The sequence below is a fragment of the Arthrobacter rhombi genome (genome assembly GCF_900163545.1).
Lineage (GTDB): Bacteria > Actinomycetota > Actinomycetes > Actinomycetales > Micrococcaceae > Arthrobacter_H > Arthrobacter_H rhombi_A.
Genome location: NZ_FUHW01000038.1, coordinates 60,854 through 80,543 on the forward strand (window position 1 = coordinate 60,854; position 19,690 = coordinate 80,543).

General features: G+C 65.2%; 16 protein-coding genes, 1 tRNA gene and 1 pseudogene. 11 read left to right on the forward strand and 7 right to left on the reverse strand.

Translation table 11 applies throughout. The annotated features are described in order from the left end of the window. The first annotated feature begins 9 nt into the window (after positions 1-9). The 3 genes from FM101_RS10750 (at position 10) to FM101_RS10760 (ending at position 3,108) form a co-directional block, all read left to right on the forward strand. Positions 10-1,494 carry a S8 family serine peptidase gene (locus FM101_RS10750; RefSeq protein WP_241895423.1) on the forward strand — a complete coding sequence of 495 codons (1,485 nt, stop codon included), beginning with the start codon at positions 10-12 and terminating at the stop codon, positions 1,492-1,494. 42 nt (positions 1,495-1,536) lie between these two features. Further along, a complete protein-coding gene (locus FM101_RS10755) occupies positions 1,537-2,916 on the forward strand; it encodes an NAD(P)/FAD-dependent oxidoreductase (RefSeq protein WP_086999473.1) in 1,380 nt (459 codons plus the stop codon). A 118-nt stretch (positions 2,917-3,034) separates the two neighbouring features. Then, positions 3,035-3,108 (forward strand) — tRNA-Leu (locus FM101_RS10760). A gap of 94 nt (positions 3,109-3,202) precedes the next feature. Here FM101_RS10760 and FM101_RS10765 read toward each other — a convergent pair. After that, positions 3,203-4,738, reverse strand: coding sequence for an amino acid permease (locus FM101_RS10765; protein WP_096224350.1), 1,536 nt, complete (start codon positions 4,736-4,738; stop codon positions 3,203-3,205). 376 nt (positions 4,739-5,114) lie between these two features. On the opposite strand from FM101_RS10765, the gene FM101_RS10770 reads away from it, so the two are divergent. From FM101_RS10770 to FM101_RS10780, 3 genes are read left to right on the forward strand one after another with little or no spacing between them, the layout of a single operon-like run. After that, positions 5,115-6,278 carry a GuaB3 family IMP dehydrogenase-related protein gene (locus FM101_RS10770; protein WP_086999474.1) on the forward strand — a complete coding sequence of 388 codons (1,164 nt, stop codon included), beginning with the start codon at positions 5,115-5,117 and terminating at the stop codon, positions 6,276-6,278. A 13-nt stretch (positions 6,279-6,291) separates the two neighbouring features. Further along, the gene (locus tag FM101_RS10775; RefSeq protein WP_087000019.1) at positions 6,292-8,049 is read left to right on the forward strand and encodes a glycerol-3-phosphate dehydrogenase/oxidase; all 1,758 of its coding nucleotides are present in this window, start codon (positions 6,292-6,294) and stop codon (positions 8,047-8,049) included. Beyond that, the gene (locus FM101_RS10780; RefSeq protein WP_086999476.1) at positions 8,018-8,518 is read left to right on the forward strand and encodes a PTS sugar transporter subunit IIA; all 501 of its coding nucleotides are present in this window, start codon (positions 8,018-8,020) and stop codon (positions 8,516-8,518) included. The genes FM101_RS10775 and FM101_RS10780 overlap by 32 nt, the downstream gene beginning before the upstream one ends. 35 nt (positions 8,519-8,553) lie before the next feature. Here the strand turns inward: FM101_RS10780 and FM101_RS10785 are convergent, their stop codons facing one another. The 3 genes from FM101_RS10785 to FM101_RS10795 are packed head-to-tail and all read right to left on the reverse strand — an operon-like array spanning position 8,554 to position 10,647. Continuing rightward, the gene (locus FM101_RS10785) at positions 8,554-9,174 is read right to left on the reverse strand and encodes a hypothetical protein (RefSeq protein ID WP_086999478.1); all 621 of its coding nucleotides are present in this window, start codon (positions 9,172-9,174) and stop codon (positions 8,554-8,556) included. Continuing rightward, on the reverse strand, positions 9,158-9,511 hold the full coding sequence (locus FM101_RS10790; protein ID WP_086999480.1) for a hypothetical protein: 354 nt from the start codon (positions 9,509-9,511) through the stop codon (positions 9,158-9,160). The genes FM101_RS10785 and FM101_RS10790 overlap by 17 nt, the downstream gene beginning before the upstream one ends. Then, on the reverse strand, positions 9,508-10,647 hold the full coding sequence (locus tag FM101_RS10795) for a serine hydrolase domain-containing protein (protein ID WP_086999482.1): 1,140 nt from the start codon (positions 10,645-10,647) through the stop codon (positions 9,508-9,510). The genes FM101_RS10790 and FM101_RS10795 overlap by 4 nt, the downstream gene beginning before the upstream one ends. Positions 10,648-10,764: 117 nt before the next feature. On the opposite strand from FM101_RS10795, the gene FM101_RS10800 reads away from it, so the two are divergent. The 4 genes from FM101_RS10800 (at position 10,765) to FM101_RS10815 (ending at position 17,757) form a co-directional block, all read left to right on the forward strand. Next, a complete protein-coding gene (locus tag FM101_RS10800; RefSeq protein WP_086999484.1) occupies positions 10,765-11,574 on the forward strand; it encodes an SURF1 family protein in 810 nt (269 codons plus the stop codon). Further along, entirely contained in the window at positions 11,571-11,975 is a 405-nt protein-coding gene (locus tag FM101_RS10805) for a DUF3817 domain-containing protein (RefSeq protein ID WP_086999486.1), read from the forward strand. Before FM101_RS10800 ends, FM101_RS10805 begins: the two co-directional genes overlap by 4 nt. Before the next feature lie 63 nt (positions 11,976-12,038). Beyond that, on the forward strand, positions 12,039-13,625 hold the full coding sequence (guaA, locus tag FM101_RS10810) for a glutamine-hydrolyzing GMP synthase (protein ID WP_086999488.1): 1,587 nt from the start codon (positions 12,039-12,041) through the stop codon (positions 13,623-13,625). A 253-nt stretch (positions 13,626-13,878) separates the two neighbouring features. Beyond that, positions 13,879-17,757 carry a DUF4011 domain-containing protein gene (locus tag FM101_RS10815; protein WP_143269273.1) on the forward strand — a complete coding sequence of 1,293 codons (3,879 nt, stop codon included), beginning with the start codon at positions 13,879-13,881 and terminating at the stop codon, positions 17,755-17,757. Here FM101_RS10815 and cpaB read toward each other — a convergent pair. Next, on the reverse strand, positions 17,754-18,443 hold the full coding sequence (gene cpaB / locus FM101_RS10820) for a Flp pilus assembly protein CpaB (protein WP_086999492.1): 690 nt from the start codon (positions 18,441-18,443) through the stop codon (positions 17,754-17,756). The genes FM101_RS10815 and cpaB overlap by 4 nt on opposite strands. Positions 18,444-18,486: 43 nt before the next feature. Between cpaB and FM101_RS16130 the strand changes: the two genes are divergently transcribed. After that, positions 18,487-18,747, forward strand: a complete 261-nt coding sequence (locus tag FM101_RS16130; protein WP_342744392.1) for a hypothetical protein — start codon at positions 18,487-18,489, stop codon at positions 18,745-18,747. A 14-nt stretch (positions 18,748-18,761) separates the two neighbouring features. Here the strand turns inward: FM101_RS16130 and FM101_RS16135 are convergent. Together FM101_RS16135 and FM101_RS10830 are read right to left on the reverse strand one after the other, a co-directional pair. After that, a pseudogene (locus FM101_RS16135) lies at positions 18,762-18,950 on the reverse strand (FmdB family zinc ribbon protein); the annotation flags it as partial. A 44-nt stretch (positions 18,951-18,994) separates the two neighbouring features. Further along, positions 18,995-19,594: a 5-formyltetrahydrofolate cyclo-ligase gene (locus FM101_RS10830; protein ID WP_086999496.1), complete on the reverse strand. Its 600-nt coding sequence runs from the start codon at positions 19,592-19,594 to the stop codon at positions 18,995-18,997. Positions 19,595-19,690: the final 96 nt, after the last annotated feature.

Below are 19,690 nucleotides of genomic sequence, written 5' to 3' on the forward strand. Positions count from 1 at the left end.
GAACCGCCCGTGAGGCCCCGTCCACTCCGTGCCACCGCCGGCCTTTTGGCGACCCTGTTAGCCGCGGCAACCCTGCTGGTGGCGGCCCCCGCCGCTCAGGCAGACCAAATCCGTGACAGCGAATATTGGCTCAAGGACTATGGCATCAAGCAGGCGTGGAAGGTCTCCAAGGGGGAAGGAGTCACCGTTGCGGTCATTGACACCGGCATCGCCGACTCGCACCCCGACCTGAGCGGAACCGTCGTCGGTGGCAGTGACTTCTCACAGGCAGGGAACAAGGACGGAACCAAGCCCCTGGGCGCCTTGCCCGAGCACGGAACGCTCGTGGGAACCCTGCTGGCCGGACACGGGAACAATGAAGAGGCCATCGCCAAGGCCACAGCGGAAGACGAAAAGCAGACCATTGCCTGGAAGCGTGCCGTCAAGGACGCGAAGAAGGACGACGAAGACCCGCCCAAGAAACCTGATCCGGTAAAAATCCCCAAATCCGGCCCCGGGCCGGACGGCGTCATCGGGGTCGCTCCCAAGGCCGAACTGCTCTCCGGTTCCCTGTGGTTGGGTTCGGAAAACCCCGGCGGGGTACCCATCAGCGAACAAGTCCCGCATGCGGTGAAATGGGCCGTCGACCAGGGGGCCGACGTGATCAATATGTCGCTGGGATCCACGACGCCGAGTTGGCCCACCAGCTGGGATGAGGCCTTCAAGTACGCCGAGGAGCACGACGTCGTCATCGTCGCCGCCGCCGGGAACCGTGCCGGGGGAATGGAACAAGTCGGGGCCCCGGCGACCATCCCCGGAGTGTTGACCGTGGCCGGTGTCGATAAGAAGGGCAAGGCCAGTTGGGATTCCTCGACGCAAGGAATCAGCATCGGCGTTGCCGCCCCCGCGGACCCGCTGGTGGGTGGGCTGCCCGATGGTGGTTACGCCGACTGGTCAGGAACCTCGGGCGCGGCCCCGTTGGTTTCCGGTGTCGCCGCACTCATCCGCTCGAAGTACCCGGATATGAAGGCCCACGATGTCATCCAACGGATTTTAGCCACGGCGGAGGACGCCGGGAAACCAGGCGTGGACAACCTGTACGGCTACGGATTATTGGATGCCGAGGCGGCGCTGACTACCGATGTTCCCTCGGTGGATAAGAACCCCCTGGGGACGATCGCCGAATGGATCCATGTGCATCGGCGGGGCCAAGTCGTCCGTCCCACCCCCTCCAAGCCCAAGGCCAAACCCCAACAGGAATCCTCCGTTCCGCCGGTGGCCGCCCCCCAGGCCATCGCCCCGGAAGATCCTGCCGGCGCACTGCCGGCAGTATTGGTCATCGGTTTCGGCGCGCTGACACTGATCATCATCGTGGGCGGGGGAGCGCACGTGGTCAACACCCGGCGCCGGAACCGGGCCACGTTGGCAGCGGAAGCAGGTACCGTGGCGGACGCCGAATGGACCGCTTCGGAAGCCGACCGGGACCCCTTCGACGATCTTCCGGAAAGTCGTTAGTGAAGACTTTCACATAGCCGATGTTCGCGTTAGGATGGGCCTATGGCAAACACTCCTGAACTTTCCGATCGCCCACGTATCCTCGTCGTTGGCGGTGGATACGTCGGCTTGTACGTCGCAATGAAGCTGCAGAATAAGGTCAAGGCCCACGGCGGCGTCGTCACGGTCGTTGATCCGCTGCCCTACATGACCTACCAGCCCTTCCTTCCCGAGGTCGCCGGTGGCAAAATCGAACCCCGCCACGTGACCGTCTCGCACCGCACCCACCTGGATAACGCGGAACTGATCACCGGACGAGTGAGCGCCGTGGATCACGCCAACCGCAAGGCAGTCGTCGTCCCGACCGACGGGGAGCCCTTCGAACTGGGCTACACCGACGTCGTCATGGCCGCCGGCTCCATCACCAAGACCTTCCCGATCCCCGGCCTCGCCGACGAGGGCATCGGACTCAAGTCCATCGAAGAGGCCGTTGCCCTGCGCAATAAGGTCCTCGAGCGGGTTGAGACCGCATCGATGATGAGCGATCCGGCAGCCCGGCGTCGTGCCCTGACCTTCGTGGTCGTCGGTGGCGGCTTCGCCGGCATCGAGACCATCACCGAACTCGAAGACCTGGTACGCGCCGCAGTGGCCAAGACCAGCCGTGTTGAGCAGGACGAGATCCGCTTTGTCATGGTCGAAGCCATGGGCCGCATCATGCCCGAGGTCACCGAAGAGCAGGCCGTCTGGGTCGTGGAGCACATGCGCTCACGCGGCATCGAGGTCCTGCTGAACACGTCGCTGGGCAAGGCCGAAAACGGCAAGCTTGAACTGACGAACATGCCGGAGAAGACCCCCGGCGAGACCTTCGAGACCGACACCTTGGTCTGGACTGCCGGTGTGCAGGCCAACCCGATGGTCCACTCCACCGATTTCCCGATCGAACCGCGTGGCCGCGTGCGCGTCGGAACCGACCTGCGCATCACCGGCGACGACGGACCCATTGAGGGCGCCTGGGCCGCCGGCGATGTCGCCGCCGTTCCGGACGTCACCGGTGGCCTGCCCGACGGAACCTGCGTACCCAACGCGCAGCACGCCGTCCGCCAGGCCAAGCTGCTGGCCTCGAACATCTACGCCACCCGTTACGGAGTCGGCCAGGTGGGCGAGTACGAGCACAAGAACTTGGGCGCCGTCGCCGGATTCGGTACCGGCAAGGGCGTGGCCAAGGTCCTCGGCGTGCAGCTCAAGGGCCTGCCGGCCTGGGTTGCCCACCGTGGGTACCACGGCATGGCCATGCCGACGTTCGAGCGCAAGTTCCGCGTGGCCGGCGACTGGTTCGCCAACCTGCTGTTCAAGCGCGACATCACTCAGATCGCCGATCTGGAGACCCCGCGCCGCGGGTTCGTGGAGGCAGCCACCCCGAAGCCCAAGGCCGCAGCCAAGTAGTCTTCGGTACCGCCGAAACCCGTAGCAGCCATGGCGCCGCGTCCACCCGGAATCCCGGGAGGACGCGGCGCCGTGTTGTGATCGCGGGACGGCGCACTCTTGTAGGATTTATGGATGGGCCCCCATAGCCCAATTGGTAGAGGCGGGAGACTTAAAATCTCTGTGTTGTCGGTTCGAATCCGACTGGGGGTACTGATGCCGGCGCTGAAGAGGCGCTACCTCGGCTGTTGCCCTCTGGCGAAACTGAAGGGCTCGCGGGACGAATCATCTGTCCAATCGCCGTCGGCTACTCGGTCTCGGCGGCGATCTCGGCTTCCGATGGGGCCGAAAAATCCATGTCCACCCAGGGCACGACCCTGCTTTTGGTGACCCAACGGTGGATGATCCAGAGCCCCAAGAAGAGGGGGATGCCGATATAGGAGGAGAGGACTTCCAGCCCTCGTCCGGCAACGACGGCCTCATAGTTTTGTCCGGCAATCACCAGCAGCAATACCGTGAAGGCCAATAGCGGACCGATGGGGAAGAAGGCAGCCCGATACGGCAGTTCGCTGACGTCATGGCCCTGGGCCAGAAAGCCGCGGCGGAATCGGTAGTGGGAGACGGCAATCCCCGTCCACACCAGAAAGCCGGAAAGGCCCGAGACATTCACCAACCAGGCGTAAGCCGAGCCCTGACCTAATAATGCGCTGAGGAAACCGAACAGGCCGACGGCTGCGGTGGCCAACAGCGCCGGGAGGGGAACGCCGCGTGTGTTCACCCTTCCGAAGATCGCCGGGGCCTGACCGTCTCGAGCCAGGGCGTAGAGCATGCGGGTCGAGGCATAGAGCCCCGAATTGCCGGCCGAGAGGATGGCGGTGAGGATGACGGCGTTCATCAAGGCCGCAGCGAAAGCGATCCCCGCTCTTTCGAAGACCAGGGTGAAAGGGGAGGCGGCCACATCGGCCTCCCCGGAGGCCAAGAGGCTCGGGTCGGTGAAGGGAATGAGGCAGCCGATGATGAAGATGGCTCCAATATAAAAGAGCATGATGCGCCAGAAGACCGAGCGGATGGCCCGGGGGATCTCCCGCCGTGGGTTCTTCGCCTCGCCGGCAGCCACCCCTACCAGTTCGGTGCCCTGGAAGGAGAACCCGGCGATCATGAAGACGGAAATGATCGACACCCAGCCGCCGTTGAAGACTTCGCCGGGGTTCTGCCAATGGCTCAGACCGGGGGAGTTCTGTCCCAATATGCCGAGGATCATGAAGACTCCGGCCACCAAAAAGATCACGACGGCCAGGACCTTGATCAGGGCCAGCCAAAATTCGCTTTCGCCAAAGGCCCGGGACGAGAGGGCGTTCAAACCCGTGAGTACTGTCAGGAAGAGGCCGGCCCAGACCCAGCCGGGAACGTCGGGCAGCCAGAAGGACATCACAATTCCTGCAGCAACCAGCTCGGCTGCCACGGTGATCGCCCAGTTGAACCAGTAGTTCCACCCGATGGCGAATCCGAATGAGGGCGAGACGAAACGGGTGGCGAAGGTTTGAAAAGAGCCGGCTACCGGAAGCTTGGCCGACATCTCCCCGAGCGACTGCATCAGCAGGAACACCATCAGGCCGACTGCTGCGTAGGCGACCAGCGCACCTCCCGGGCCGGCCTGGGCGATCGTACCGCCCGAGGCGACGAACAGCCCGGTGCCGATGGAACCGCCGATGGCGATCATCTGCAGGTGACGGCTGCTCAATCCGCGTTTGAGCTCGCGGTCGGGGGAGTACCCCGTGGCTGGCCCGGCCCCGGAACCATCCGGTGCTGGTTGCTGATCGGTCAGCACGGGATCCCGGCTCATGGGCGCACCGGACTCGGGTGCCGTCCTACCGGTGTCTGCTGGTGCACCGGGGCGGGTGCCGTCGGGTGGTCGGCCGCACCGGCCGAGACCGGATCGAGGCCGCAGAGATTCTGCTGCATGGGTGGCTTTCCTGCTGTGGGAGGTGCCGGGAATGAACCTGTCGTGGAGGCAGCGGCCCGGAGCTATGGAGCGCCGGGGAACCAGTCCGATCCGTGACGGAAGGGCAGTCCGTTCAAACGGCCAGATCCATTATGGCGCGTTCAGACGGTCTGGGGAGAATCGGTGATTTTGCGTGGTGGCCGGCGTTTCTTCTCGGGGCAGAGCCCCCAGGTCACGAAGCCCCACCCGGTGGGAGCGGCGCTGATAGGCTAGGCCGGTGACTTATGAGATTGAGATCGGCCGGGCAAAACGTGGCGTGCGCGCCTACTCACTGGATGACGTCGCCGTCGTCCCCACCCGCCGCACCCGTGATCCGCAGGACGTGTCAGTGAACTGGCAGATCGACGCCTACCAGTTCAGCAGCCCCATCATCGGTGCCCCGATGGACTCGGTGATGAGCCCGGCCATGGCCATCTCCCTGGGCAGGTTCGGCGGCCTCGGGGTCCTGAACCTCGAGGGGCTGTGGACCCGGTACGAGGATCCGGAACCGGTGTTGGAGGAGATTGCCTCGCTCGAGTCCAAGGTCGAGGACGATAGGACCCTGGGCGAACACGTCAACCCTGCCGTCACGGCCCGGCTGCAGGAGCTCTACCAGGCGCCGATCCAAGCCGAACTGATCACCTCGCGGCTGGCGGAAATCCGCGATGCCGGGGTCACGGTGGCCGGCTCCCTGACCCCGCAGCGGACCCAGGAGTACTACCGGACGGTGATCGACGCCGGGGTGGACATCTTCGTCATCCGCGGCACCACCGTCTCGGCCGAACACGTGTCGCAGAACCAAGAACCGCTGAACCTCAAACAGTTCATCTACGAGCTCGACGTCCCGGTCATCGTCGGCGGCGCCGCCGGATACACCCCGGCCCTGCACCTGATGCGTACCGGTGCCGCCGGCGTCCTGGTCGGTTTCGGGGGAGGGGCCACCGCCACGACCCGCCGGGCCCTGGGCATCCATGCTCCGATGGCCACCGCCATCTCCGATGTGGCCGCCGCACGCCGCGACTACCTGGACGAATCCGGGGGACGCTACGTCCATGTCATCGCCGATGGCGGCCTGGGGACCAGCGGCGATATCGTCAAGGCCATTGCCATGGGCGCCGACGCCGTCATGCTCGGCAGTGCGCTGGCCCGGGCCGAAGAGGCTCCGGGGCGTGGCTGGCATTGGGGAGTCGAAGCCCACCACGACAACAGCCCCCGCGGGGATAGGGTTCGCGTGGGAACCGTTGGGCCGCTCGAGGAAGTCCTGCTCGGGCCCTCGCGCCACACCAACGGCACCTCGAACCTGATTGGCGCCTTGCGTCGGGCCATGGCAACCACCGGGTATTCGGATCTGAAGGAATTCCAACGCGTTGACGTCGTCGTCTCCCCGTACGAAGCTGGGTAGCATGACACCACGGATGCAGCACGGAGAACCGGGCGCCACATCAACCCGGGGGGTTCTTGACCCGGCCTTCCGCGCCGCCTCACTCGAGACGATGCGGGCGACCAGTGCCGACCCCGAAGCCGAACTGGACCTGCTGATCATCGGTGGGGGAGTCGTCGGTGCCGGAGCCGCCCTCGATGCAGCAACCCGGGGGTTGAAGGTCGCCATCGTCGAGGCCCGCGACTGGGCCGCAGGGACCTCTTCGCGTTCTTCCAAGCTCATCCACGGTGGGCTGCGCTATCTGGAAATGTTGGACTTCGCGCTGGTGCGCGAGGCCCTGCAGGAGCGGGGACTCCTCATTGACCGGATCGCCCCGCATCTGGTCCGGCCCGTCCCGTTCCTCTACCCGCTGACCAAGCGCTTCATCGAACGTCCCTACGTCGGGGCGGGCATTGCCCTCTACGACGGGATGTCGCTGGCCTCCGGGCATAGCCGTGGGGTGCCCTTCCACCGGCACCTGAGCCGGAAGGCGACACTACGCAGCGCACCGAGCCTCAAGGACGAGGCCTTCGTCGGTTCGATCCGCTATTACGATGCACAGGTCGACGACGCGCGTCTGGTCATGGACCTGGTCCGAACGGCAGCAAATTACGGCGCTGTGGCGGCCAACCGGGTCAAGGTCGTGGACTTCGTCCGCGAGGCAGGACGTGTGGTCGGTGCCCAGCTCGCGGACCAGGAGAGCGGAGAAGATTTCACTGTCAGGGCCAAACAGATTGTCAACGCCACCGGCGTCTGGACCGACGAAACCCAGGATCTGGTGACCGATCGGGGACAGCTGCGGGTCAAGGCCTCGAAGGGCGTGCACCTGGTGGTCCCGCGCGACCGCTTCCAATCGACGGTCGGATTGATCCTGCGCACCGAAAAATCGGTACTCTTCGTCATCCCCTGGGGGCGGCATTGGATCATCGGGACCACCGATACCGCCTGGACCTTGGACAAGGCCCACCCGGCGGCGTCCAGCGAGGACATCGACTACATCCTCGACCATGTGAACAAGGTGCTGAAGCGTCCGTTGACCCGCGAGGACGTCGAAGGCGTGTATGCGGGGCTGCGCCCATTACTGGCCGGAGAATCCGATTCCACGGCCAAGCTCTCCCGTGAACACGTCGTGACCCACCCGGTCCCGGGGCTGGTGGTCGTGGCCGGGGGTAAATACACCACCTACCGGGTCATGGCCCGCGACGCGATCGACGAGGCGGTGCGTTCAATGGACCTGAACGCCCCGGTTTCCTGCACCGAAACGATTCCGTTGTTGGGGGCCGAGGGCTACCAGGCGGCATGGAACAGCCGGCATCGTCTGGCCAGAACCTCCGGACTGCATGTTTCCCGGATCGAACACCTGCTGGGCCGTTACGGTTCGCTGGCCCGTGATGTGCTGGCCCTGGCCACCTCAGACCCTGAGTTGGCCCGCCCGCTGCCCGGGGCCGACGACTACCTGGCCGCGGAAGTCGTTTATGCGACCACCCATGAAGGGGCACGGCACGTCGAAGACGTGTTGACGCGCCGGACCAGGGTCTCCATCGAGTCCTGGGACCGGGGAGTGGCTGCTGCCCCGGTCGTCGCCGGAATCATGGCTCCGCTGCTGGGCTGGAGCCAGGCACAATGCGAACGCGAAGTGGCGTTCTATGAAGCCCGGGTGGCTGCCGAACGCGCCAGCCAGGAACAACCCGACGACGAGTCCGCCGATGAAACACGACTGAATGTGGAAGACATTGTCCCCGTCCGCGATTGAACAGCACGATGAACTCACGACCCCTGAATTGGTGGTCCTCGAAATGGAGGCGGCCGATCGGCAGGAGGCCGTCCGGTTGCTGGCCGGCAAACTGTTCGACGCCGGTCGGATCGCTGACTTGGAGGGGTTCGTGGGGGAGGTCAACTCCCGCGAACACCAACTCGCTACCGGCCTGCCCGGGGGGATCGGCATGCCCCATGCCCGGACCGTTCACGCCGACAAGGTGTCCATTGCCGTGGGGATCACGGCCTTCGGGCACTCTTTGGACTTCGGTTCGGTGGACGGGCCGGCCACGGTCGTCCTGCTGCTGGCGACCCCCGCGGGAAGCTATTCACTGCATCTGCAGGTCTTGGCGACCCTGGCCCGCAGCCTGGTCAAGCCGTCCTTCCGCGAATCCCTGCGGCGCGCCTACGACGCCGAGGTCATTGCCGACCTGATCAATTCCACGGTCGACTTCACCGACGTCTAGTCGTTCCACGGTGCGGCAGTTGCTGCCGGCCAGGTTCAGCCCGCCGGCGGCGTGAACCCCGGATCGGTGATCAGCAGACCGGCGACCTTGCCGGAGCGGTCCACTGCCGCCCGCCCCTCGAGGAGGCCGTCGGCAAAGACCAGCGAACAGTGCACGAAGCGCGTGGAACCATTGCGCCGTACCGTGGCCGCAGTCAGGCGGTCGAAGGGACCCAGGGAGTCGACGGCATCGGCCCAGAGTGCCCTCACGGTGGATGGGGGGACCTGGGCCAGCATGCGCGGGGTGAATTCGGTGCCGATCCGATCGATGTCACCAGAATCGATGGCCGCGAAAAGCTCCCTGATCTGTTGGACGAGCTCGCGGTCTTCTCGCCGTCGTCCGTCGTCGGCCGAGCTACCGGAAGCGAATCGCTGATAAGCGGCCTGCCGCGAGATGCCCAGCTGGTTGCCGATGTCCTGCCAGCTCAGACCGGCATCATGGGCGCGGGATGCCGCGGCGGTCAGGAGGTCACCGGCCAGGTATTTCAACTCCTCGGCCTGCCGGAGGGCGGTCACGGCCCCGTCCGCTTCGAGAGGGTCCGCGAGCCGGGCCGCCAGCTTCTCAGCACGGCGAGCCCGAGCCGTCGTCTCGGCCGGGTCGTCAGCGGAGGAATCCATATGACACCACTACCAGAAGCGCGCCATTGATTACGAGCGACACGACGGTGCGGATCCTCCGTTCAGCGGCGCCGCTACGGACCAGGACCGGCCAGCGGACGCTGAGGGCAATGGCGCCCACGCCCACGGCCACAGCGGTGGGATACCAGGACCACAACGGGACGATGCCGGCCCGGAGGACCACCGCTCCCAAAGCTGCGAGGGCCGTCATGCCCGTCAACTGAGTGATGCGGTTCAGCGCCGGTTCCGCGTTCGTCGTGCGCAGCATTCGCAGGCACCAGGGGGTCGTCAAGGCCAGCAGGATGAAGGGAACCGCGTAGCTGATCACGGTGCTCATTGGCTGCCTCCGTTTAAGAGATCGAGTCCTGCTTCGTCCACGCCGAGGGCCGTGCCCGAGAGTACGACGACGGCGCGGTCCGCGTCTGGTTGCAGACCCAGGTAGGTGGCGAAGCCGCCGGTCATCCCGTTGTGCCAGATGACTTCGTGGTCATCCGATGATTGGCCGGTTCCGGAAGTGATCATCCAGGCCAGCCCCACCTTCCCGTCGGTTGCGTTGTCAGCAACCGGGTCCAGGCTCGTTCTGCCGGGGACGGTCCCATCGAGTACTGCTTGAGCCAACAGCACCAGGTCCTCTGCCGTGGAATGGATTCCGCCGGCCGGTGCGAACCCATCCATGGGCCAGGCGGCGGCAACATGTCCGGAAGCCAAATGCCCGGTGGCCATCGGCGTTGGCAACCGTGGTGCTGAGCCCTGCGTGGCAGAGCTGGTGCCGGCATCCACCGGCTGAACCCAGGTGCGGTCCATCCCCAGCGGACCGGTGATCCGCTCCTTGACGAGTTGGGGATAACTGGTTCCCGCGACCTGGGCCAGTGCCTGCCCCAGCAAGGCCGCTCCGAAGTTCGAATAGGCGAAGCCGGGATCCTCATCCGGGTGGGAGTTGCGTCCCAGCTTGATCACTTCGTCGACGGACTGGGCGCTGGAATTCGTGTTGGCGAACTGTGCAAGGAAGCCTCCGACGAAAAAGGGTACCGATCTCGGCATGCGGGGCAGGCCGGAGGTGTGGGTCGCGAGTTGTTGGAGGGTGATGGCCCCGGAACCGTCGGTGGGATAGCCGAAGACCTCTCCCAGCGTCGTGTTGGCGGTGACCTCTTCGCGGTCAATGGCATCGGCCAGCAGCATCCCGCCGAAGACCTTGCTGATCGAACCGACCTCGAAGGCCGTGTGCTCGTCGGCCCCGCGCCCGGCGAAGTCCACCGTGCCGTCGTGGATGACGGCGGCAGCAAAGTCTCCCGAAGGTGCCCCGGGGCCTTCGGTAATTCGGGTGGCCAACCCGTGGTCGCCGGTGGGTGCCTCCGCGGGCAGGGCGCGCGGTGCGGCGACCACCAACACGGCGATCGTGGCTGCCGCGATGACCCAGGGAATCCTCCGGTTCGTCTTCCGTGGGTGACGGTCGGTGGAGGGAGAAGAAAGCATGGCGTCAATATTTCCTTGACACTGACGTGGTGTCAATATGTTCTTGACATATTTTTTTGTGGGCTATGCCGCCGGTGCATTCGCTCTTCTACAAGCAATCGAAGTACGGTTGGGTGTGTGTTGAAGACTGCCCTGAAGCCCAAATGGATCCTCGCTCTGCTGGGGGCCCTTTTGTTGGCGAGCGGCTTCGTGCTGCTGAGCCAGTGGCAGTTCTCCAGATCCCAGGATGCGCCGCCGCCGCCGGTATCCACCACCGAATCATCGGTGCCGTTGACCGACCACTTCGAGCCCGAAACGGTGATGTTCGAATCGGTTGCTGACCAAGTCGTGACAGCCAAGGGGCGCTTTCTGAAGGATAAGGAAGTCCTGGTGAGAGGCCGCGTCCAAGACGGAACCCAGGGATTCTGGGTCGTCTCTGCCTTCGCCGTCGACGGTGTACCGGATAAGAACACGATCCCCGTTGTCCGGGGCTGGCAGCCCGAATCGACGACGCCGCCGGCCGCTCCGGCCGGCGAGCTGGAAGTCACCGGTCGGCTGCTTCCCACCGAAGCGCCGATCGACCAGAAGCCCGATGGCGATCCGGCATTGCGCTCCCTCTCGGTCGCCGAACTCATCAACATCTGGGACGTGCCTTCCTATAGCGGCTTCATCGTCGCCTCCCAGGTCACCGGCCCCGATGGGGCGGACGCTGGTGCGACGTCCGTCGGGTTGGACGAGGTCACTGTTGGACCCCAACCCCAAGAACAGCCGCTGAACTGGCTGAATATCTTCTACGGCATCGAATGGGTCGTCTTCGCAGGCTTTGCCGTCTTCCTCTGGTGGCGTCTGGTCGTCGACGACTACCGGCGTCAACAAGAAGACATCGAAGACGCTCTGGCCGAAGCCCAGGCAGCAACCAACCCCCCGACTCATGAGGACCAGCAGTGACCCAGCAACCCAGTCCAGCACCCCGCAAGCGCCGCTTCGCCGGAACGCCAGCACAAATCCGCACGGCAGCAACCTTCTATCGCGTGCTCGCCTACGCCACCGGCGTGATGTTGCTCTTGCTCTGCGTGGAGATGATCGCCAAATATGCCTTCAGCTTCGAGGCCTACCTCGGCTCGCTGAACCTCTCCACCACGGTGTTGATCGTCCACGGCTGGATGTACGTGATTTACCTGCTGGCCGATTTCAACCTGTGGTCCAAAATGCGCTGGCCCTTCAGCCGGTTCATCACGATCGCCCTGGGCGGGGTCGTGCCGTTGCTCTCGTTCTACATGGAAAAAAAGGTCCACGGGGAGGTCGAACGGGAGCTGCGTGAACACCCCGAGGCGGCCAAACGCTACTGAGGAAAAACGCGGTCCCGAGGGTGAAGGTGCGGTCGACGCCCGCTGGCGACTAAGCTGGAGCGCGTGAGCAACCCAGCACCCACCCCAGAGCACCAGCCGGTTCTGGTCGTCGACTACGGAGCCCAGTACGCGCAGCTGATCGCACGCCGCGTCCGTGAGGCCAATGTGTATTCGGAGATCGTTCCGCACACCTTTACGACCGAGCAGATCTTGGCCAAGAATCCAGCGGCCATCATCCTCTCCGGCGGGCCCTCCAGCGTTTACGCTGACGGTGCCCCGAGCGTCGGCTCAGACCTCTTCGAGGCCGGTGTGCCGGTCTTGGGCATCTGTTACGGCTTCCAAGCGATGGCCAACGCCCTGGGCGGAAAAGTCGCCCAGACCGGCCTGCGGGAATACGGGTCCACCGATGCCACCTCCACCGGGGTCTCACGCTCCCTGCTGGCCGGACTGCCGGAGGACCAGCAGGTCTGGATGAGCCACGGCGACTCGGTGCACGAAGCACCGGAAGGCTTCGACGTCCTGGCCTCCACCGAAGGCGCCCCCGTGGCGGCCTTCGCCAACGAAGACAAACGACTCTTCGGCGTCCAATGGCACCCCGAGGTCAAGCACTCGGTCTATGGGCAGCGGGTTCTGGAGAACTTCCTGTTCAACGGTGCCGGCCTGGAACCGAGCTGGAACACCGGGAACATCCTTGAGGAGCAGGTCGCCCGCATCCGCGGGCAGGTCGGTTCCGGCCGGGCGATCTGCGGTCTGTCCGGCGGTGTTGATTCGGCCGTCGCGGCAGCGCTGGTCCAGGAAGCCATCGGCGACCAACTGACCTGTGTTTTCGTCAACCACGGACTACTGCGCGAAGGCGAAGCCGAACAGGTTGAACGCGATTTCGTCGCGGCCACCGGCGCCAAGCTGCATGTCGCGGACGAACGTGAACGCTTCCTGAGCGCGTTGAAGGACGTCACCGACCCCGAAACCAAACGTAAGATCATCGGCCGCGAATTTATCCGCGCGTTCGAAGCCGCCGAGGCAGCGATCATGTCCGAAGCAGCAGATACCGGCGAACCGGTGCGCTTCCTGGTCCAAGGCACCCTCTACCCCGACGTCGTCGAATCCGGGGGCGGCGAAGGTGCTGCAAACATCAAGAGCCACCACAACGTCGGTGGTCTGCCCGAGGACCTGCAGTTCGAGCTCGTCGAACCACTCCGCGAACTGTTCAAGGATGAGGTTCGTGCCGTCGGAGCCCAATTGGGCCTGCCAGCCGAAATCGTGCAGCGTCAGCCCTTCCCCGGCCCGGGGCTGGGCATCCGCATCATCGGCTCGGTGGATGAGGAACGGCTGGAGCTGCTGCGCAAGGCCGATGCCATCGCCCGCGCGGAACTGACCAACGCCGGGCTTGATCAGGAGGTCTGGCAGATGCCCGTCGTCCTGTTGGCCGACGTGCGTTCGGTCGGCGTTCAAGGCGACGGCCGCACCTACGGGCATCCGATCGTTTTGCGTCCGGTGTCCTCCGAGGACGCCATGACCGCGGACTGGTCACGGCTGCCCTACGATCTGCTCGCGCGGATCTCCAACCGGATCACCAACGAGGTCGATGGGGTCAACCGGGTGGTCTTGGACGTCACCAGCAAGCCCCCGGGAACCATCGAATGGGAGTAGGCCCACGGCCCCGTCGGGGCCTGAGCTGAGGTGAAGGGAGGGCATCAGGCCCTCTCTTCGCTGGCTTAACCCGTCGTGGACGTGTTGCGATCAAGCACCGAGGTGCCGGGGTCGCGTACCTTAAGTAGTGGCGTGCGCTGAGGATTGCGTACTGGCCGATCTCCATCACCCCGCGCTGGGCGGGTTCTGACGGGGGACCAAATGTGAGGAAGGTGGTGTTCCGGTGGTAGGGACGCAACAAGGCGAGGCAGCATTGACCGATTGGCTAGAGAAGCTCGGTCCGGGTGCGGGAACCGATACCCTGCTGCGCTTTGCCGGTTCGACGTCCAACTGCATCGACATCACCCACGCCCACCCCTCGGGGTTGGCACAGTTCCTGGCCGGCCGGCGCACCCGCCTGTCCATGCTCCTGCGTGACGTCGACGCCTATAACCAGGGCCGCCGCACCGCACGGGCATTGCGCGCGAAGATCCGCGAACTCTCCGAGGACCGCGGCATCGATGTGGGATACCTCGCTTCCGGCGTGGCGACCTGGCGGGCTGTCCAAGATGGTCGTTCCGAACAGTTCAGCGCCCCGATCATGCTCGGGCGGATTTCGTTGACCCAGCGGGAAGGACAGGAAGAAGACGAAGTCCAGCTGGCCGGGCGAGCCCAGGTGAACCCGGCGCTGGTGCGCTACTTCCAGGAGCAGCAAGGACTGGACATCGACGTGGAGGCCCTCGAAGGCGCCGCGTATATGACCGCCCGGTTCGATCCGCGCCGCGCGTTGGACACCCTGCGGGAGCAGGTGGCTTCCCTGCCGGGAACCGTCATCGAACACCGTTTGCTCGTATCGACCTTCGCTGATTTGGCAGATCCCGCCGACCCCTCGCGCATCGACGTCACCCACCCGGTGATTTCCCGCCTGCTGGACGAGGACGCCGGCGAGGAAGTCGTCGTGCAGGAACCCGAGGTCACCGTCCTGAGCAGCGACGAACGTCATCCCGCGGACGAGGCCCTGGTCCTGGACGCGGATGCCAGCCAGCAGGAGGTCCTCGACCTGGTCGATGCCGGGGAATCCGTCGTCGTCTCCAGCCCACCCGGAACCGGGCAGACCCAAACGGCCGTCAACGCCGCGGCGATCTTGGCCGGCCAAGGCAAACGGGTGCTCATCGTGGCCGAACGCCGGGAAACCGCGCGGAGCCTGACCGAAAAATTGGCCGAACTTGATCTGGCGTCCATGGCCCTGCGCCTGTCGCCAGAGGTCGGGCCCGAGGAACTGCGCGACCAGCTAACCCAGGCGATCCTGCGGAACGAACGTGCCGCCGAACCACAGCTGGGTCAGCTCCACCAGCGTCTGACCGAGCACCGCCATGCCCTCCTGGACCACGTGAACTCCCTCCACGATGTGCGCAGCCGTTGGGGATGTTCGCCCTACCAGGCGATGCAGGAACTGGCCCGCCTCACCTCCATGGACCCGGCACCGGCCACCTCGGTTCGGCTCAAACGCTCCGTATTGGACAGCATCAGCGACCGCGAAGAAACAGCGGTGCGACTGCGCCGGGCTGCCGAAGTCGGCAGTTTCACCGCCTCCACCACGGCCAGCCCCTGGTACGGGGCGCGCCTACGCAATCGTCGGGAGACCGATGACGCCTTGGAGATTGCCAGCTCATTGGCAGAAGACCTGCCCAAACTGCACGCCCAGATGCTCAAGGTCGCCGAACACTCAGAAATCACCCTGGGGGAGACCTTCGTGGAATGGGGTGCCCAGCTGGACCTGCTGGTGGCTGTCCGCGGGTCCCTGGACAAATTCGAACCGGATATCTTCGACCGTTCGGTCGAGGACCTCATCAGCGCCACCGCCAGCTCCTCGTGGCGCCGAGAACGCGGTATCGAGATGAGCTCCATCACCCGTTCGCGGCTTCGCCGTGTGGCCAAGGAATACGTGCGCCCCGGTGTACATATCTCCGATCTGCACACCTCCATCATCGAGGTCCAGCAGCAGCGCGAAATGTGGAATAGCTATGCCACGAGCCAGCGGCATCCCAAGGTTCCCACCGGACTCATCGAACTGAATAAGGCCTACCTCGACGCCGCAGCGCGGATTGCCCGACTCGATGAGGCCCTGGCCCCCGTGGACGCCGATGACGAACTGCAGCACCTGCCGCTGGAGGAGCTGGTGACCCGGCTGAAGGACCTCGTTGACGACGAGAACGCCTTGCACGTCTTGCCCGAACGCACCCTGGTCCTGGAGCAACTGCGTGAACAGGGACTCGGTGAACTGCTCGAGGATCTGGCCGAACGCGAAGTCGACGCCGATGAGGTGGCTGCCGAGCTGGATCTGGCCTGGTGGCAGTCGGCCTTGGAGGCCATGATCTCCGGTGACGAATACCTGGCCATGTCCGACGGCGCGAGCCTGCGCCGACTTGAGGCCGAATACCGCCTGGCCGACAACGCCCATATCGCTTCGGGCGCCTCACGCCTGAGGTGGCAACTGGCCCAACGGTGGAAGGCAGCTTTGGCCGACCACCGGGCCGCCTCCCGTGAACTGCGTTCCCTGCTCAAGAACGGCGAGCCCACCTTGGAGGACGTCGCCGGTCTGGGGGTCGGACTGGTCAACGCCCTGGTCCCTGTCTGGATCGGTTCCCCGCTACTGATCCCCGCCGTCGTCCCCGAAGATGTCGAATTCGACGCAGTGATCCTGCTCGATGCTGATGCCCTGTCGCTCCGTTCGGCGGTGGGCTCCATCAGCCGTTCGGGACAGGTCATCGCCTTCGGCGACGCCATGCTGGGCAAACCGCGTGGCTTCAACGTCTCGGTCGATCCCACCGCCTCGGCCCGTGCACCCCACGAACCAGCCAGCACCTTCGAGGAACTCTCCACCGTGCTGCCCCTGCGGCGCTTGCGCACCGTGTACCGGGGCGTCGATGAGGGACTGACCGAAGCCTTGGGGCGTGCCTACTATTCGGGATCGCTGCACCGGCTGCCGGCCGCCCGGGCGATGTCCGGGGGAACCCCCTCGCTGTCGGTGGACTATGTTCCGGACGGAACAGGGATGCCCGGTTCGGGCGGGGAATCGGTGGAGACGACCGTCGCTGAAGTCAACCGGGTCGTGGATCTGGTCTTTAGCCATATCCGCCGCCGGCCGCACCGTTCCCTGGCAGTGATCGCCGCGAACCAGCGTCACGCCGCCAGGATCGCCGAGGCCATTTCCCTGCAGCTGCCCAACCATCCGGGGGCGCAGCCCTTCTTCAAGGAACGCGTGGAAGCCTTCCAGGTTTCTTCGGTGGAACGTGCCCACGGGTTGGTCCGTGATGCCGTGATCTTCTCGCTCGGCTACGGGCGGACCCCGCATGGCAAGAGCCTGCACGATTTCGGTGCACTGTCCTCGGAACGTGGCGACGAGCTCTTCGTGACCGGGGTGACACGTTCACGCGACCTGCTGCATCTGGTCAGCGCCGTGGCACCCGAGGACATGGATATGGACCGGGTGACCGGCGGGGCCCGACAATTCATCGAGTTGGTGGGCCGTGTGCTCTCCGGCGAATCAGGTGTCACCGGTGATGGGCACCCCTTGGAGGACCCGCTGGTAGCGGATCTGAAGGAGCGGCTCGAAGCCGCCGGGGCCATCGTGAAGGAACGCTACCGTGGTGTGCTGGATCTTGCCGCCCAGGCAGCGGATACGAGCGAAGGGGCCGAGCTGCCGTTGGCCGTCGTCTCCGATGGGACCGAAGAGTACCGGAACATGACCGTGCGTGAACGCAGCCGTCTGCGCCCGCAACTCCTGGAGACCATGGGATGGCGCTATATCCCCTTGTGGACGATCGACGTGTTCTCGGACCCGGCCAGCATCGCCTCCACTATGGCACGTTACCTGGGTCTGGGTGACCCGGCAGATACCCACCACCATCGGGAGGATGACATGGGAGCCGACGAGCAGGATCAGAGCCGGGCCGGCCAGGATGAAACGTCCACCGCCGGCCGTCACGCCGCCGATCTAGGTGCCGGTGCTCCAGCAGATCGCACCGCAGGACAGGGATCCGACCCGGTGCTCCCGACCCGGGCCGGTGACGATGACCCGCGGGGCTGGGGCGATAGCGAGGGAAACCACGACCAGTGGTTGCGCGAACAGCGTCCTCCGCACTGGGGCTAGGGGACACCGGGGCCGACGAGGACCAGGAAGATCCGTCCGCGGGCGGCAGCCCCCGCCAGTGCAGCCGAATCCTCTTGTGATGCGGCGACGACGACCATGCCCGCAGCCTGTCCCGAATCGAGCCAGGTGTCGGCCGAACCGGTGGGCACCCACAACACCGGGACCTTGCGGGCAATGACCTTGGAGTCAACGGCCCGTTCATAGCCATTGCCTTGGCTGAGGACGACGTCGACGAGTTGGCCGGGGGAGAGCAGCCCAATGGTTTCGGGATCGCTGGGCCTGACGGGGACGGCGACGGTCCCGGAAGCTGTTCCCGTCAGGAGCCCCGGTCCGACCAGCATGGCCGAAGCCACCGGAGAGCCCGAGGCCGCAGGAAAAGCCAATTGTTGCCCGAGAACGGCTTCGACGTCATCGAGGATGCCGGGCGGCAGGGCCTCACGCGCCAAATGGGCGACCCGTACCGACGAGGCATCCAGCACGGCTCCCGAGGGAAGATCCCGGGTAGCAACGACGACGGCAGACGTCTCGGTGTGCTCGGGGGCCACGGCCGAGAGGGCAACGGCCACCGTCAACGCGGCCAAGGCAGCAACCAGCGGGCGGCGATAACGGGCCAGTACTTCACGCCAGGAGCGCCGGTACCCGGTGCTTCGGCCGCTGGCTGCCATCCGGCGTTCTCTGCTTCTCATGCTTCCAGTGGAAGCTCAACGGGCCGTAGTGTCCGCCCAGTAGATGCCGGTTGTGGATGAGGGCGCCGCCGATGGAAGCCCAGTCCACCTGTGGGGTGCCGGTCAGGAGTTCGAGGAGACCTTTTGCCCCGCGGAGGAGGCGGAGGAGGAATCCGAGGACGCGGCCGCCGAGGAACTCGACGAGGAGCTGGAGGAAGAATCCGCGGTGGAGGAAGAATCCGATCCGCTGGTCTTGGACCCGGAGGATGACTCCGTGCTCGCCGGGGCGGAACCGTTGGAACTATTCCGTGAATCCGTCCGGTAGAAGCCCGACCCCTTGAAGACAACACCGACGCTGTTGAACTTCTTACGCAGCAATCCTTGGCACTCGGGGCATTCGGTCAGCGAATCCTCGCTGAAGGACTGCACGGTGTCGAAGGTGTGGCCGCAATCCTTGCAGGCGTAGGCATATGTAGGCATGATCTTCCTTCGTTGCACTGGTCTCGGCGGAGGGCCTGTGCGGTCCATCGAGGCCTTTTTGGCACTCACATCCGTCGAGTGCCAATTCTACCTCATACGGTGCGCTGAGGACCGATCCAGCTGATTCCCGCGGCGGTGATGACCCCGTCCACCGGTTGGTCCAGCTCTCCGACCTCGAAGCTCCCCTCCGGGACCAGCTCATGTTGGTAAACCATCGCCAAGAGCACCGGACGGGTCGGGCGGGTGGCCAGCGAAGCGATGAAGCGGTCGTAATACCCGCCGCCCTGGCCCAACCGCCCGCCAGCGGGATCCACGACCTGTGCGGGGACCAGGACGACATCGACGTCGTCCATCACCTCCACCCCGTGACGTTCCCCGACGGGTTCATCGATTGGTGCCACCGTAGCCCGGGCCATGGGAACCGCAGGGTACCAGTCGGCCCAGGAGAGCTGTCGCCCGGGCTCACAGATGGGGACCAGGATCCGGTGGCCAAGACCATGCAACGTCTCCAAAAGCGCTGCCGTGTCAGGTTCGGTGCCGAAAGACAAAACAGAGGTCAGGGTGCGCTTCCGCTCCTCACCCAACCAGCTGAGCAGAACCGAGGTGATGCCGAGAGCTTCCTGCCGGCGTCGTTCAGGATCCATTTCGGCACGCAGGGCCCTGAAATGCGTACGGGCCGCCGCCTTCGACATCGTCTCCACCCTTCGATGGTAAGGCAGTGGCTACACGAAGCCGAGGATGAAGCCGCTACCCGGCTGAAGTGACGCGGCGCCGCGGCCTCGGAACTG